The sequence below is a fragment of the Zobellella denitrificans genome (assembly GCF_002407485.1).
Lineage (GTDB): Bacteria > Pseudomonadota > Gammaproteobacteria > Enterobacterales > Aeromonadaceae > Oceanimonas > Oceanimonas denitrificans.
Genome location: NZ_CP012621.1, coordinates 3580001 through 3595049, shown reverse-complemented (window position 1 = coordinate 3595049; position 15049 = coordinate 3580001). Strand labels below are relative to the sequence as shown.

General features: G+C 65.7%; 17 protein-coding genes (1 of these 17 only partly in view). 11 read left to right on the top strand and 6 right to left on the bottom strand.

Features of this window, described 5'->3' with window-relative positions:
* Positions 1–33 precede the first annotated feature (33 nt).
* The 4 genes from AN401_RS16985 (at position 34) to rmuC (ending at position 3000) form a co-directional block, all read left to right on the top strand.
* Positions 34–450, top strand: a complete 417-nt coding sequence (locus tag AN401_RS16985; RefSeq protein WP_096779986.1) for a DUF4399 domain-containing protein — start codon at positions 34–36, stop codon at positions 448–450.
* Between the two features lie 66 nt (positions 451–516).
* A complete protein-coding gene (locus AN401_RS16980) occupies positions 517–1356 on the top strand; it encodes a PfkB family carbohydrate kinase (RefSeq protein ID WP_094038394.1) in 840 nt (279 codons plus the stop codon).
* 58 nt (positions 1357–1414) lie between these two features.
* Positions 1415–1651, top strand: coding sequence for a hypothetical protein (locus AN401_RS16975; protein WP_094038393.1), 237 nt, complete (start codon positions 1415–1417; stop codon positions 1649–1651).
* Positions 1651–3000, top strand: a complete 1350-nt coding sequence (rmuC, locus tag AN401_RS16970; protein ID WP_096779985.1) for a DNA recombination protein RmuC — start codon at positions 1651–1653, stop codon at positions 2998–3000. The genes AN401_RS16975 and rmuC overlap by 1 nt, the downstream gene beginning before the upstream one ends.
* On the opposite strand, the gene AN401_RS16965 is transcribed toward rmuC, so the two are convergent.
* From AN401_RS16965 to def, 5 genes are read right to left on the bottom strand one after another with little or no spacing between them, the layout of a single operon-like run.
* Positions 2981–4426, bottom strand: coding sequence for a TrkH family potassium uptake protein (locus AN401_RS16965; protein ID WP_094038391.1), 1446 nt, complete (start codon positions 4424–4426; stop codon positions 2981–2983). The genes rmuC and AN401_RS16965 overlap by 20 nt on opposite strands.
* Before the next feature lie 9 nt (positions 4427–4435).
* Entirely contained in the window at positions 4436–5812 is a 1377-nt protein-coding gene (trkA, locus tag AN401_RS16960) for a Trk system potassium transporter TrkA (protein WP_094038390.1), read from the bottom strand.
* Positions 5809–7104 (bottom strand): 16S rRNA (cytosine(967)-C(5))-methyltransferase RsmB, encoded by a 1296-nt coding sequence (gene rsmB / locus AN401_RS16955; RefSeq protein WP_096779984.1) that lies wholly within the window; start codon positions 7102–7104, stop codon positions 5809–5811. Before rsmB ends, trkA begins: the two co-directional genes overlap by 4 nt.
* 25 nt (positions 7105–7129) lie before the next feature.
* A complete protein-coding gene (gene fmt, locus AN401_RS16950; protein WP_096779983.1) occupies positions 7130–8074 on the bottom strand; it encodes a methionyl-tRNA formyltransferase in 945 nt (314 codons plus the stop codon).
* Between the two features lie 19 nt (positions 8075–8093).
* Positions 8094–8603, bottom strand: coding sequence for a peptide deformylase (gene def / locus AN401_RS16945; protein WP_094038442.1), 510 nt, complete (start codon positions 8601–8603; stop codon positions 8094–8096).
* Positions 8604–8727: 124 nt separating this feature from the next.
* Between def and AN401_RS16940 the strand changes: the two genes are divergently transcribed.
* The 6 genes from AN401_RS16940 to hemF are packed head-to-tail and all read left to right on the top strand — an operon-like array spanning position 8728 to position 13468.
* The gene (locus AN401_RS16940; RefSeq protein WP_198401758.1) at positions 8728–9795 is read left to right on the top strand and encodes a LysM peptidoglycan-binding domain-containing protein; all 1068 of its coding nucleotides are present in this window, start codon (positions 8728–8730) and stop codon (positions 9793–9795) included.
* The gene (dprA, locus tag AN401_RS16935) at positions 9776–10873 is read left to right on the top strand and encodes a DNA-processing protein DprA (protein WP_094038386.1); all 1098 of its coding nucleotides are present in this window, start codon (positions 9776–9778) and stop codon (positions 10871–10873) included. The genes AN401_RS16940 and dprA overlap by 20 nt, the downstream gene beginning before the upstream one ends.
* A gap of 2 nt (positions 10874–10875) precedes the next feature.
* On the top strand, positions 10876–11349 hold the full coding sequence (locus AN401_RS16930; RefSeq protein ID WP_094038385.1) for a DUF494 family protein: 474 nt from the start codon (positions 10876–10878) through the stop codon (positions 11347–11349).
* A 47-nt stretch (positions 11350–11396) separates the two neighbouring features.
* Positions 11397–11945, top strand: a complete 549-nt coding sequence (locus tag AN401_RS16925; RefSeq protein WP_094038384.1) for a DNA topoisomerase family protein — start codon at positions 11397–11399, stop codon at positions 11943–11945.
* Between the two features lie 26 nt (positions 11946–11971).
* A complete protein-coding gene (locus tag AN401_RS16920) occupies positions 11972–12535 on the top strand; it encodes a Sua5/YciO/YrdC/YwlC family protein (RefSeq protein ID WP_096779981.1) in 564 nt (187 codons plus the stop codon).
* 24 nt (positions 12536–12559) lie between these two features.
* Positions 12560–13468: an oxygen-dependent coproporphyrinogen oxidase gene (gene hemF, locus AN401_RS16915; RefSeq protein ID WP_096779980.1), complete on the top strand. Its 909-nt coding sequence runs from the start codon at positions 12560–12562 to the stop codon at positions 13466–13468.
* Here hemF and hdfR read toward each other — a convergent pair.
* Complete coding sequence (gene hdfR, locus AN401_RS16910; RefSeq protein ID WP_094038441.1) at positions 13465–14322, bottom strand: HTH-type transcriptional regulator HdfR; 858 nt, start codon at positions 14320–14322, stop codon at positions 13465–13467. The two genes, hemF and hdfR, sit on opposite strands and share 4 nt — an antisense overlap.
* Positions 14323–14488: 166 nt before the next feature.
* On the opposite strand from hdfR, the gene aroE reads away from it, so the two are divergent.
* A protein-coding gene (gene aroE, locus AN401_RS16905) for a shikimate dehydrogenase (RefSeq protein WP_094038381.1) crosses the window boundary here: on the top strand, positions 14489–15049 show its 5' portion. 264 nt of this gene lie beyond the right edge of the window; the window shows 561 of its 825 coding nt (coding positions 1–561); its start codon is at positions 14489–14491; its stop codon lies beyond the right edge, outside the window.

The following is a 15049-nucleotide window of genomic DNA, read 5'->3' as shown; positions in this document are numbered from 1 at the left end:
CTTGCAACTGAGTTCACCATCGGAGATGAAGGGATGAAAGCTGCAAGCATACTGGCGGCGGCGGCCGTGCTGGCCGCCGCCAGCGTCAGCGCCACCCCGGCGCCGGAAGGCGCCCGGGTCTATTTCATTACGCCGGCCGACGGCGAGGTGCTGGGGCCGGAATTCACGGTTCGCTTCGGGCTGGAAGGCATGGGCGTGGCCCCGGCCGGGGTGGAGATGGCCAACACCGGCCACCATCACCTGCTGATCAACGCCGATCCCATGCCGGATCTGGCCGCGCCGCTGCCGGCCAGCGATCAGGTGCGGCACTTCGGCGGCGGCCAGACCGAGACCCGGCTCAGCCTGCCGCCGGGGGATTACCGGCTGCAGCTGGTGCTGGGGGATCATTTGCACGCTCCCCACCAGCCGCCGGTGATGTCCGAGCCCATCCATATCCGGGTGGAAGAGTAGGGCCGGCCCGACCCTGTTGTTGCCTGGCGCCGCTGCGGCGCCATTTTTTATCGAAGGAGCCCGTCGATGGCGAAGATAGTGCTGCTGGCCAACCTGAACTGCGACCATGTGCTGCTGCTGGACGAGCCGCTGCGCGCCGGCGGCCGGCTGCTGTACCGGGATCAGGGCCGGCGCCTGGGCGGCGGCGCCGCCAACACCGGGGTGGGGCTGCTGTGGGCCGGGCATCAGGTGGCCATCGCCTCCCGGGTCGGACGGGACGACACCGGGGACTGGCTCTGCCAGCAGGCCCGGGAGCTGGGGCTCGACGTCGGGCATGTGGAGCGCTTCGACGGCGAGACCGGCGAACTGCTGGTGCTGGTGGACAGTCAGGGCGAGCGCACCATACTGCGCCAGGCCCGCCGTCCCGCCCTGCCTGGCCAGTTGCCCGACACGCCGGTGGACTGCCTTTACGTCAACCTGGACGGGGCTGAGGTGGCCGGCTACATGGCGCGGATGGCCGAACACAGCCTGGTGGTCGGCCAGTATCCCAAGGGTGGGCGCTGGCCCAGGCCCTGCCAGGTGCTGATCGCCTCTGCCGCCGACCTGGCCCGGCACAGGGATCTCTGGGCCCATGCCCGCGAGCTGGCCGGGGAGCGGCTGCAGTGGCTGGTGGTAACCCACGGCGAGCAGGGTGCCGAGGCCTTCTCGGCCGAACGGCACCTCCGGGTACCGGCCCGGCCGGTGTCGGTGGTGGACGCCACCGGCGCGGGGGATGCCTTCGCCGGCGGCCTGATCCACGGACTGGTGTCGGGGCTGGAGATGTCGGCGGCCCTGGCCCAGGCCGGCCAGTGGGCGGCCTATACCCTGTCGTCCAGCACTTCCATTCCCTCCGAGCAACTGAAGGCTTATCTGCGCCGTGCCGGCTGAATTCGGGGCCGGTCGCTGGTAAGCTCTGGGTTCCGTCCCGGTTTTTGGAATCAAGGCATTGGATAACGGCCTCTTTATTTCCTTTCTCAACCTGTGCTGGCGTTGGTCGGTGTTCCTGATGTTTCCACTGCTGGTGCTGCTGTACAGCCAGTTGCTGGGTTTGCCCCTGGCCGAGTTCGACAACGGCGTCAATCACCACAAGTGGCTGATCACCCTGCTTTATCTGCTCTATGTGTTGCTCTGGCTGCGTTTCGACCGGCGGGTCACCGCCCTGCTCGAGCAACGGAGGCGCTGATGGAGGGATGGATCGCGGCTGGCTGGCCCTGGTTGCTCGCCCTGGCGGGCATCGTCGCCGGCTGGGGCCTGACCCGGCTCGGCCTGCATTCCCGGTTGCTGCTGCTGGCCCAGCGCAACGAACAGTTGCAGGCCCGGCTGGACGAGCGCGACCGGGAGCTGCAGGACAGCCGACAGCGGCTGGAGCAGCAGCAGCAACTGGTGCTGAAGATGAACGGCCGGCTCAAGGAATACGAGACCCTGTTGCGCCAGGAGCGCCAGTGGGCGGCGGAGAAGCAGGCCCAGTTCGAAGCCAGCGAGCAGCGTCTGGCCCAGCAGTTCGAAAACCTGGCCCAGCGCATCTTCGAGCAGAAGACCCATAACTTCCGCGAACTGAACCAGCACAGCCTGGACGGCCTGCTCGGCCCCCTGCGCGAGCAGCTGGAGGGCTTTCGCCGCACCATGCAGGAAAGCCACGCCGACGAGAGCCGCCAGCGCCACAGCCTGAAATTCGAAATCGAGCGGCTGGCCGAGCTCAACCGGCAGATGAGCGCCGACACCGCCGCCCTGACCCGGGCCCTGAAGGGGGACAGCAAGCAGCAGGGCAACTGGGGCGAGGTGGTGCTGGCCCGGGTGCTGTCCGAGTCGGGGCTGCGCGAGGGCCATGAGTACAGTACCCAGCAGAGCCTCACCAACACCGACGGCAAGCGCTACCAGCCGGACGTGGTGGTGCACCTGCCCCAGAACAAGGACATCATCATCGACGCCAAGGTGTCGCTCACCGCCTACGAGCGCTACTTTAACGGCGAGGACGAGGCCGGGCGGGAGCAGGCCCTGCGCGAGCATGTGGCCTCGGTGCGCGGCCATATCCGCGAGCTGGGGCGCAAGGACTACCAGCAGCTGCAGGGAGTGCGCACCCTCGACTATGTGCTGATGTTCGTGGCGGTGGAGCCGGCCTTCCTGGTGGCGGTGGAGGCGGAGCCGGGGCTGGTGAAGTACGCTCTGGACCACAATATCCTGCTGGTCAGCCCCACCAACCTGCTGGTGGCCCTGCGCACCATAGAGAACCTGTGGCGGGTGGAGCGGCAGAACCAGAACGCGCGCAAGATCGCCGAATCGGCGGGCAAGATCTACGAAAAGCTGCGCCTGTTCACGGAAGACATGGAGGCGGTGGGCCAGTCGCTGCAGCGGGCCGACGACAGCTACCAGAAGGCGATGAAGAAGCTGACCACGGGCCGGGGCAACCTGATCCGCCAGGCCGAGGCGTTCCGCGAGCTGGGGGTGGAGGTGGCCAAGCCCCTGCCCGAGCACCTGCGGGAGGCGGCGGCGGAGGAGACGCCGCCGCCCCTGCTCAACCGCGCCAGAAGCTAGGGAAGAACAGCACCGCCACCGTCAGTATCTCCAGCCGGCCCATCAGCATGCCGACCGCCATCAGCCACTTGGCGGTATCCGGCAGGGTGGCGAAGTTGCCGCTCGGGCCTATCGTTTCGCCGATGCCCGGCCCCACGTTGGCCACGGCGGTCATGGCGGCGGTAATGGCGATCATCGGCTCCAGCCCCATCAGGGCGAGCACCAGCGCCAGCAGCGCCATGGTGGCGAAGTAGCCCATGATAAAGGTGACCAGGGAGCGGATGATGTCGTCGTTCACCGGACGGCCGTTGTATTTCTGGGGGAATACCGCCCGGGGGTGCATCAATTGGTGCAGCTGTTTGCGGAACAGGGCCATGGCCACCTGGAAACGGAACACCTTGAAGCCGCCGGCGGTCGAGCCGGAGCAGGCGCCCGAAACCATCAGGATGGCGAACAGCACCAGGGAGAAGGGCCCCCAGGTACCGAAGTCGTCCAGCCCGTAGCCGGTGGTGGTCACGATGGAGATCAGGTTGAACAGGCTGAGGCGAATGGCATCGGCCAGCGGGAAGCGGCCCTGCCACCAGAGATAGAGGCTGAGTGCCAGGGTGGTCGCCAGCACCAGTATCAGGAAGCCCCTCACCTGGGCGTCGCGCAGCAGGGCCAGGTTGCGGTGCTGCAGGCTGGACACCATCAGCAGGAAGGGCAGGCCGCCGATGAACATGAAGACGATGGCCACCCAGTGGGCGGTGGCGGAGAAGTGCCCCATGGAGCCGTCCGAGGTGGAATAACCGCCGGTGCTCAGGGTGGTCATGGCGTGGTTGATGGCCTCGAACAGGGTCATCTCGGTGAGCAGATAGTAGCTCAGCATGCACAGCAGGCTGAGCAGCAGGTACAGCTGGACGATGTGTTTGGCCACGGTGGCGGCGCGGGGGGCGGCCTTGTCGGACCAGTCGGAGGATTCGGTCTGGAACAGCCGCATCCCGCCCACGTTGAGGTAAGGCAATATCGCCACCGCCGCCACGATAAAGCCAAGGCCGCCGAGCCACTGCAGCACGGAGCGCCACAGCAGTATGGGTTTGGACATCCCGTCCAGGCCGCTGAGCACGGTGGAGCCGGTGGTGGTTACGCCGGACATGGCCTCGAAGAAGGCGTCGGTAAAGCTGATATGGGTGATGAACACGAAGGGCAGGGCGGAAAAGACGCAGACGGTGGACCACACCAGGGTGGTCAGCAGAAACATCTCCCGGACCCGAAGACGGATTTCCGCCTTCTGGCCATAAGCCAGCAGGCCGAAGGCGGTGCCATGGGTCAGCAGGGTGGCCAGCAGGAACTCCTGGAAGCCTCCGCCCCTGCTGAACAGGGCCAGCAGGGTAGGCAGCCACATGAACAACGCCAGCTTCGACAACGCCATGCTCAGTACGAAGGCGATGGGGCGAAGGTTGAACATGGACGCTCCTTACAGGAAGAAGGGACTGGGCTGGAACAGCCGCTCCACTTCCGGGATGAATTTCTTGTCCACCAGGAACAGCACCACGTGGTCGTTCTGCTCGATCACCGTCTTGTCGTGGGCGATCAGCACCTCGTCGCCACGTACGATGGCGCCGATGGTGGTGCCCGGCGGCAGCTTGAGTTCGCCCACCTGGCGGCCCACCACCTTGGAGGTGCTGCTGTCGCCATGGGCGATGGCCTCGATGGCCTCGGCCGCCCCCCGGCGCAGGGAGTAGACGTTGACGATGTCGGCCCGGCGCACATGGGTGAGCAGGGCCGAGATGGTGGCCTGCTGGGGCGAGATGGCCACGTCGATGGTGCCGCCCTGCACCAGATCCACGTAGGCGCCGCGCTGGATCAGCACCATCACCTTCTTGGCGCCCATCTTCTTGGCGAGCATGGCCGACATGATGTTGGCCTCGTCCTTGTTGGTGACGGCGATGAAGACGTCCACCTGATCGATATGCTCCTCCACCAGCAGCTCCTGATCGGCGGCATCGCCGCAGAAGACGATGGTGTGCTCCAGTATCTCGGACAGCTGTTCCGCGCGCCTGGGGTTGTGCTCGATAAGCTTCACCGAGTAGCGCTTTTCCAGCCGCCGGGCCAGGCCGGCACCGATGTTGCCGCCGCCCACTATCATGATGCGCTTGTAGTCGCTTTCCAGCCGCTGCAGCTCGGACATCACCGCCCGGATATGGCCGCTGGCGGCGACGAAGAACACCTCGTCGTCCGCTTCTATGATGGTGGTGCCCTGGGGCCGGATCGGCCTGTCCTGGCGGAAGATGGCCGCCACCCGGGTGTCGATGTTGGGCATGTGATCGCGCAGGGTGGACAGGGCGTTGCCCACCAGGGGGCCGCCGTAATAGGCCTTGATCGCCACCAGGCCGACCTTGCCCTCGGCGAAGTCCACCACCTGCAGGGCGCCGGGGTACTGGATCAGCCGGTAGATGTACTCGGTCACCAGTTGCTCGGGGGCGATCAGGTTGTCCACCGGCACCGCCTCGTTGAGGAACAGCCGTTCCCGCTCCACCAGGAACTCGGGGGAACGGATCCGCGCCACCTTGTTGGGGGTGTTGAACAGGGAGTAGGCCACCTGGCAGGCGATCATGTTGGTCTCGTCGCTGTTGGTCACCGCCACCAGCATGTCCGCGTCCTGGGCGCCGGCTTCGCGCAGCACCCGGGGATGGGCACCGTGGCCGTTGACCACCCGCAGGTCGTACTTGTCCTGCAGCTCGCGCAGCCGCTCGCCGTCGGTGTCCACTATGGTGATGTCGTTGTTCTCGCCCACCAGGTTTTCCGCCAGGGTACCGCCCACCTGGCCGGCGCCCAGGATAATGATCTTCATGCTTTTTTACTCAGTTTGGCGTAATAGAAGCCGTCCCGGCCCGCTTCGCCCGGCAGCAGCTGCCAGCCCGGCTGCGCCGGGCTGTCGTGCTCGTGCAGCGGCCGATGGAGCGCATCCGGGGTGCGTTGCAGGAAGGCCCGGATCTGCTCGCCGTTCTCGTCCGGCAGTATGGAGCAGGTGGCGTACAGCAGGGTGCCGCCCGGCTTGAGCCGGGCCCAGAGGGCATCGAGGATGCGTCCCTGCAGGGCCGCCAGCTGGGCGATGTCCTCCGGCCGGCGCAGCCACTTGATGTCCGGGTGGCGGCGGATGACGCCGGTGGCGGAGCAGGGCGCGTCCAGCAGGATGCGATCGAACTGTGGCCCCTGCCACCAGTCTTCCGGCCGGGCGGCGTCCCCCTGCAGCACGGTGGCCGCAAGATCGATGCGCTCCAGGTTCTGCCGTACCCGCTGCAGGCGCTCCGCATCCAGGTCCACCGCGACCAGTTGGCCGAGTTCGGGCTGGCGCTCGAGAATATGGGCCGTCTTGCCGCCCGGGGCGGCGCAGGCGTCGAGCACCAGCTCGCCGGGCGCCGCTTCGAGCAGTTGGGCCGCCATCTGGGCGGCGGCATCCTGTACCGAGCAGTGGCCCAGTTCGAAGCCGGGCAGGCTGGTGACGTCCACCGGCCGGGCCAGGCGCAGGGCCGCCTCGGCCAGGGCGTCGGGCTCGGCCTCCAGCCCTGCCTGCAGCAGCAGGCTCAGGTAGTGGCTACGGTCGTGGTGGCGGGCGTTGACCCGGATCCACATGGGCGGGTGCTGGTTGTTGGCTTCGAGGATCTGCTCCCACCGTTCCGGGTAGGCTTGCTGCAGCCGCTTCACCAGCCAGTTGGGGTGGGCCAGGCGCAGCTGGGGCAGGGCATCGACCCTGGCGATCAGCTCGTCCTGCCGGCGCTGCACGTTGCGCAGCACGCCGTTGACCATGCCCCTGAAGGGCTCGGCCTTGAGCAGCTTGCAGGCGTTGACGGTCTCGGCCAGGGCGGCGTGGGCCGGGATCCGGGTGTAGAGCAACTGGTAGATGCCCACCAGCAACAGGGCGTGCACCGGCTGGTATTTGCCCTTGAGCGGCTTTTCCAGCAGTTGCTTGGCGATGGCATCGAGCCGGCTGTACCAGCGCAGGCTGCCGAAGCAGAGCTCCTGCAGCAGCGCCCTGTCCTTGGCGGCGACTTCCTGCTGGAAACGGGGCAGCAGGGTGGACACCGACTGACCCTGGTTGATCACTTGGTGGAGGAGTTGGGCCGCGGCGGCACGGGTTTTCATAAGGATACCGATAAGTTGGGTGGGATCAGGCCAGCGTCGTGCCGGGTTCGAACCAGTCCTTGCGGGCGTTGAGCAGGTCCTGACAGGACATGGCCTTCTTGCCCGGCGGTTGCAGGCTGAGCAGGCGCAGCACGCCGTCGCCGGTGGCCACGTCGATGCCGGCCTTGCCGGCCCTGAGCAGGGTACCGGGCGGCTGCCCTGAGGCATCATCCAGCGCCTGGGCCTGCCAGACCTTGATATTGTGCCCGTCCAGCATGAAATAGCTGACCGGCCAGGGATTGAAGGCGCGCACACAGCGTTCCAGGTGGGCGGCGGGCTGGCGCCAGTCGATCAGTGCCTCTTCCTTGCTGAGCTTGTCCGCGTAGTTGGCCTGGGCGTCGTCCTGGGGCTCGGCCACCGCCTTGCCCGTGGCCAGCAGGGCCAGGGTGTGCAGCAGGGCTTGGGGGCCGATGGCCGCCAGCTTGTCATAGAGGCTGGCGGAGGTGTCGTCCGGGGCGATGGGCAGGCTGGCCTTGTGCAGCATGGCGCCGGTATCCAGTCCCTTGTCCATCTGCATGATGGTGACGCCGGTCTCGGCGTCGCCGGCCCAGATGGCCCGCTGGATGGGGGCGGCGCCCCGCCAGCGCGGCAGCAGGGAGCCGTGCACATTGATGCAGCCCAGGCGCGGGGTATCCAGCACCGCCTGGGGCAGGATCAGCCCGTAGGCCACCACCACCATGATGTCGGCGCCCAGGGCGGCCAGCTCGGCCTGGGCCTGCTCGTTGCGCAGGCTTTCGGGCTGGTGGACGGGGACGCCGGCCTGTTCGGCGAGCACCTTGACCGGGCTGGGGGTCAGCTTCTTGCCCCGCCCGGCGGGCCGGTCCGGCTGGGTGTAGACGGCGATGACATTGTGCTCCGAGCCGAGCAGGGCCTGCAGGTGGCGGGCGGCGAAGTCCGGGGTGCCGGCGAAGATGATGTTGAGCTTGCTCAAGGGGTGTCCTTTGTCGGGATTAGCGTTGTTCTTGCTTGGCGAGTTTTTCCAGCTTCTGGCGGATGCGCTGGCGCTTGAGCGGCGACAGGTAATCGACGAACAGCTTGCCGATGAGGTGATCCATCTCGTGCTGGATGCAGATAGCCAGCAGATCGTCCGCCTCCAGCTCGAAGGGCTGGCCGCTGACGTCCTGGGCGCGCACCTTCACCCGCTCGGCCCGGGGCACCAGGGCGCGGGCGCCGGGCACCGACAGGCAGCCTTCCTCGATGCCGGTGCTGCCGGACTGCTCGAGGATTTCCGGGTTGATCAGCACCAGCCGTTCATCCCGCTCTTCGGACACGTCGATCACGATCAGCCGCTGGTGGATGTCGACCTGGGTCGCCGCCAGGCCGATGCCTTCCTCGGCATACATGGTCTCGAACATATCATCTACAATTTGCTGCAGGGCGGGGGTGAACTCGGTGACGGGCTTGGCGACGGTTCGCAGCCGCTCGTCGGGAAAACGCAATACTTCCAATACTTTTGCCATGGTTATCAAGCTTATTCCAGGATGGATACTGTCAGTATTTTAGCCGCGTAACCACACAAAAAACAGCAGGACTTGGCCGGGGGGCAGGGATGTGATGAAACCGCAAGGAAGGCGATGGCCCGGATTGCTGCTGGCATGCTGCCTCGGCGTGCAGGCCCAGCCGCTCGAACTGAACGAGGCCCATCCCGGTCGCTACACCGTCCGCCAGGGCGATACCCTGTGGGACATCTCCGCCCGTTTCCTGAAATCCCCCTGGCTGTGGCCCAGGCTGTGGCAGGCCAATCCGCAGCTTGCCAATCCGCACCTTATCTACCCGGGGGACGAACTGGTCCTGATCTGGGTGGACGGTCAGCCCCGGCTGGTGCGCGCCGAGCCGTTTGGTGTGGTCCGGCTGTCGCCCCGGGTGCGGGAGGAGCCGGCGGTGGCCACCATTCCCCTGGCCGCCATCGCGAATTTTACCGGCAGCCACCGCATCCTGGCACCGGAGCAGATGGCGCAGGCGCCCTATATCCTGGGGGATCAGCAGGGCAGGATGCTGATGAGCAAAGATGAAAACCTCTATGTTCGCGGCCACTTGAATCCCAATGAAACCTATGGCGTCTATCGTTCGCAGGGGGAGCTGACCGACCGGTCCGGCCGTGCCGGGTTCGGGCAGAAGGCGGCACTGGTGGGAACCGTGCAGGCCCTGGATCAACCCGGGGAGCGACTGGCCCGGGTGAGGGTGAGCAGCCTGCGGCAGGAGATGCGCCAGGGCGACCGCCTGTTGCCGCTGGCCGCCGATGGCGCCATTGCCGCCTTCTATTATCCCCGCCCCGGGCCGGCGATCGATAACGCCCATGTGCTGGCCATGGGCCGGGAGGCGGCCATGGCCGGGCGTCACGACGTGGTTTTCATCAACAAGGGAGGAGACGACGGACTCAGGGCCGGCGATCTTTACGGGGTACTGAAACCCGGGCCCGGGGTGTACGACTATGGAGACAGCGCCCTCAACCGGCTGAGCTATGCGGACACGGCGGGCCGTTACCTGCGCAATACCGGGCCGGCCACCACCTTGCCGGCCGCGCCCATCGCCCGGCTGATGGTGTTCCGGGTGTACCCGCATGTCAGCGCCGCCCTGGTGCTGGACAGCGAGGAGCCGGTGCGTTCCCACTACCCTCTGGCGGCGGTGCAGCATGCCGGCCTGCGACCTTGAACGGCACCCGCTGCTGCCCTGGCTGGCGCTGCGCCACACCACCGGCATAGGCCCGGTCGGCGCCGTCAGGCTCTACCAGAAGCTGGGAGCCGCCTGGTTCAATTCGCCGGCGCTCGCCGGCTGTGACCTGAGCGAAGGGCAACGGCGGCAACTGCTCAGTCCCCAATGGCCGGTGTTGGAGCGGCTGCTGGCCTGGCAGGAGGCTGGCCGCCAACGCCATATCCTGGCATGGGACCACCCCGACTACCCCGCGCAGCTCAAGTCGGCGACCGGTGCGCCTATCCTGCTGTTCGTTGACGGCGAACTGGCGGCGTTGCGACGGGAGCAACTGGCGGTGGTGGGCAGCCGCCACCCCTCCTATGTCGGCCGGGAAAACACCAGGACCCTGGTGCCCCTGCTGGTGGAGGCCGGTCTGGCCATCACCTCGGGGCTGGCCATCGGCATCGACGGTCTGAGCCACCAGGCGGCGCTGGACAAGGGGGGCATCACCCTGGCGGTACTGGGGTCGGGGCTGGAGCAATGCTATCCCAGGCGCCATCGCCGCCTGGCCACGGACATCATGGCGCGGGGCGGTGCCCTGCTGTCCGAGTGCTATCCCTGGGAAGGGCCGCTGGCCCATCACTTCCCCCGCCGCAATCGCATCATCAGCGGGCTGAGCCTGGGGGTGCTGGTGATGGAGGCGGCGGAGCGCAGCGGCTCGCTGATCACCGCCCGCTTTGCACTGGAGCAGGGGCGGGAAGTGTTCGCCATTCCCGGCGCCTGGCAGAATCCCCAGGCCGGGGGCTGCAACCGGCTGATCCAGCAGGGAGCCAAGCTGGTCTGTGATGTCCGGGATATCCTCGAGGAACTGGCGGCCTTTTCCGAGGCGGCGATAAAAATTCATCCGCCGGTCACGGAGGAATTATTGCCTTATCCGGACTTGTTGGATAACGTAGGTTTAGAGGCAACGGCAGTGGACTTGATCGCGTCCCGTTGTCAACAGCCGGTGCAGGAGGTACTTACCCGGTTGGTCGAGCTGGAATTGGCTGGCTGGGTGGAATCCGTACCCGGGGGTTATGTCAGAGCGAGGAGGGGCTGATCATGTTCGATGTACTGATGTACTTGTTCGAAACCTACATCCATGCGGATGTGGACACCATGGTGGATCAGGACGAACTCGCCGACGAGTTGACCCAGGCGGGTTTTCACAAGGAAGAGATCCTCAAGGCCCTGGCCTGGCTGGAGCGCCTGGCCGAGCTGCAGGAGGCGGAAGAAACACCGATCTGGGCCCGCTCGGCGCCCGATTCATTCCGCATCTATACCCCGGAAGAGCTCTACAAGATCGACGCCGAAGGCCGCGGTTTCCTGCTGTTCCTCGAGCAGATCAAGGTGCTCAACGCGGAAACCCGCGAGATTGTCATCGACAGGCTGATGGAGCTGGACTCCCCGGTGATCGAACTCGACGATCTCAAGTGGGTGGTGCTGATGGTGCTGTTCAACGTGCCTGGCAGCGAGTCCGCCTACCACCAGCTGGAGGAGCTCATCTTCGAACAGCCCGAGGGGGCGGTTCACTGAGGGCGGCCGCGCTGGTAGAATTCGACCACTGAATTCGGAGGCGCGGCATGTCGAAAATCGATCCCAGTCTGTTCCATACCCACGAGCATGCCCCGCGCTGGGCCGAGGAGCCCTGTCCCCAGTGCGGGGCCAGGCTGGAGCTGCGTCACGGCAAGCACGGCGCCTTTATCGGTTGCACCGCCTACCCCCATTGCGATTACCGGCGTCCTTTCAAGGTGGTCGAACACGACGAGGACGTGGAAAGGGTGCTCGAGGGCAGTCAATGCCCGCTCTGCGACCATCCACTGGCCATCAAGAAGGGACGCTACGGCCTCTTTATCGGCTGCACCCACTACCCGCACTGCCATCATGTGGCCGATCTCAACGATCAGGGTGACGAGGAGCCGCCTTGCCCCGCCTGCGGCGAGGGCCATCTGCAGGCCAGAACCTCCCGTTACGGCAAGCGGTTCTACGGTTGCTCCCGTTATCCGGCCTGCCGTTACGTCATCAACGACAAGCCCAGGGCCGAGGCCTGTCCCGAATGCGGTTTCGGTATCCTGGCCGAACGCAAGGGACAGCTGTATTGCCCCAATAAGGGCTGTAATTATCACCGCTGACCCTTACCAAGGAAGTTTTATTGCCAATGAACCCGCAAGACTTGCTCACCGCCGTTGAGCACCTCAACAAGGGCGCCGTTATCGGCTATGCCACCGAAGCCGTGTTCGGCCTGGGCTGTGATCCGGACAATGGCGAAGCCGTGCGCCGCCTGCTCGAGATCAAGCAACGACCGGAGGAGAAGGGACTGGTGTTGATCGCCGCCGACTTCAGCCAGTTGCGTCCCTACCTGGATCTGGCGGCCCTGCCTCCCGGGCGGCTCGAGGTTATCCTGGACAGCTGGCCCGGTCCCTACACCTGGGTGATCCCGGCCAGGCCGGAGGTGCCGCTGTGGCTGCGTGGCCGGTTCGATTCCCTGGCGGTGCGGGTAACCTCCCACCGGCAGGCCCATGATCTCTGCCTGGCCTTCGGCAAACCGCTGGTGTCCACCAGCGCCAACAAGACGGGTGACGAGCCGGCAAGAACGGTGGAAGCCCTGTCAAGCCGACTGGGTGGGGAACTGGATTTTATTCTGCCCGGTGTCACCGACGGCCTGGCCAATCCCTCCCTGATCCGGGACGGCATCACGGGCGAGACCCTGCGACCGGCCTGAACCTCAACGAATTAAGGAAGAAAAATGAGCGGTAAACCGGATACTTCGGCCGTCAAGGCGTTTTTGCTGCAACTGCAGGACGAGATCTGTGCGGCGCTGGAGCAGGCGGACGGCAGTGGCCGTTTTGTGGAGGACAGCTGGACCCGGGAAGAGGGCGGCGGTGGCCGCAGCCGGGTGCTGCGCAATGGCGCTGTGTTTGAGCAGGGCGGGGTCAACTTTTCCCATGTGCACGGGGCCGCCATGCCGGCCTCGGCCACCGCCCACCGGCCCGAACTGGCCGGTCGCTCCTTCGAGGCCATGGGGGTCTCCCTGGTGATCCACCCCCACAATCCCCATGTGCCCACCAGCCATGCCAATGTGCGTTTCTTTATCGCCGAGAAGGAAGGAGCGGATCCGGTGTGGTGGTTCGGCGGCGGCTTTGATCTCACGCCCTTCTACCCGGTGGAGGAAGACTGCCTGCACTGGCACCGGGTGGCCCATGAGCTTTGCGTCCCCTTCGGCGAACAGGTCTATCCGGAGTACAAGGCCTGGTGCGATCGCTACTTCTACCTCAAGCACCGCAATGAAACCCGGGGCGTGGGCGGGCTCTTCTTCGACGATCTGAACCACTGGCCCTTCGAGCAGTGTTTCGCCTTTATGCAGGCGGTGGGACGGGGCTACCTCGACGCCTACCTGCCGATAGTGGCCAGGCGCAAGGATACGCCTTATGGCGAACAGGAGCGGCAGTTCCAGTTATATCGGCGTGGTCGCTACGTGGAATTCAACCTGGTGTACGACAGGGGCACCCTGTTCGGCCTGCAGACCGGCGGGCGCACCGAGTCCATCCTGATGTCGATGCCGCCTCTGGCGCGCTGGGAATACAACTGGCAGCCAGCACCCGGCTCGGCCGAAGCCCGGCTGCAGGCGTTCCTGATTCCCCGGGACTGGTTTTAACTGACCGGCTCCGCCTTGGGGCCGAACAGCTCGATGACCCTGTCGATCAGCCCCTGGCGTTCGCTGCCGGGCAGGTAGGCGGCGTAGACTTCCCGGTTGATGGATGGGGCATCGGCCACCACGAACAATTGTTCCTGCTCCTGATAGATCTTGATCATCGAGCTGGGCAGGAAGGCGCTGCCACCGTGGTGCAGCAGGTATTCCAGGGCGATGCGCACCGAGCCGGTGTGCAGCAGCGGCGGCGTGGCGGTGTTGAACAGCTTGGCGTGCTGGGTATTGAAGGCGGTGCCCCAATCGATGCGGATATAGTCCTGGGCCATGGCCCTGGTGGCGTCGAGGTTGGGATAGGTGGACACCAGTTGCAGCTCCATGGTGTGCATGGCAATGTGACGCACGCCCTCGATACGGGCCGGATCGGTCAGAAAGGCCAGATCCAGGGTCCGGCCCAGCAAGGCCCGGGTCATCTGCTCGGGTGTGCGGATATCGGCCCGTAGCGACAGAGCCGGCAGTTCGCAGTAAAGCCGATGCAGTCCCGCCTGCAGGTAGGCATCCCACAGGTTGGCGGTGCCGGCCACCGCCAGTTGCTGGGTCTGGCGTTCGCTCAGGGCGACCTCGTGCTGGGCCCGGGCCCAGGCCAGCAGCATCGACTCGGCATGGGGGATCAGCGCTTCGCCGGAGGAGGTCAGCTGGATGTTGTTGCGCAGCCGGGTGAAGAGGGTGACGCCCAGCTGACTTTCGAGCTGGCGGATCCTGAAGCTGACCGCCGATGGCGTCAGGTAGAGATGTTCTGCCGCCTTGCCGAAATGGCGGGTGCGGGACACTTCCAGGAAGGTCTTTAAGAGTTCAGTATCCAAGGTCAACCATAAAGATTTTGTTCGTTAGCGCAAAATCTATTCATTTTATCGGCCAATGCAACAAAAAAAGCGTCGAGGCTGGCAATATAATGATTTGCGCGCCCCGATACGGGCGGATTTGGCCCCCGTACAGTACCGGCATTATGCCCAAGCATGAGAAGAATTCATGGACAGATACGCAGTAATCGGAAATCCCATCAGCCACAGCCAGTCGCCCTTTATCCACGGCCGCTTCGCCGAGCAGACGGGACAGGATATCAGTTACGAGCGCCTGCTCGCCCCTCTCGATGACTTTGCCGGCACCCTGGACAGTTTCAGGCAGGAAGGGGGCAAAGGCTGCAACATCACGGTTCCGTTCAAGACGGAGGCGTTGGCACTGGCCGGGCAATTGACCGAACGGGCCGAACTGGCCGGGGCGGTGAACACCCTGCAGCTGCTGCCCGATGGCCGCTGGCTGGGAGACAACACCGACGGCGCCGGGCTGGTGCTCGATCTCAAGCGCCTGGCGGTTCCCCTGAGTGGTGCCAGGATACTGCTGCTGGGCGCCGGTGGCGCGGCCCGCGGCGCCCTGGGGCCCCTGTTGGCCGAAGGGCCCGCCGAGCTGGTGGTGGCGAACCGGACCCGGGCCCGGGCCGATGAACTGGCGGCGCGCTTTTCCTCGCTCGGCAATATCGTCAGCGCCCCCCTGGACGCGCCGGGCCGCGCTTTCGATGTGATCATCAACAGC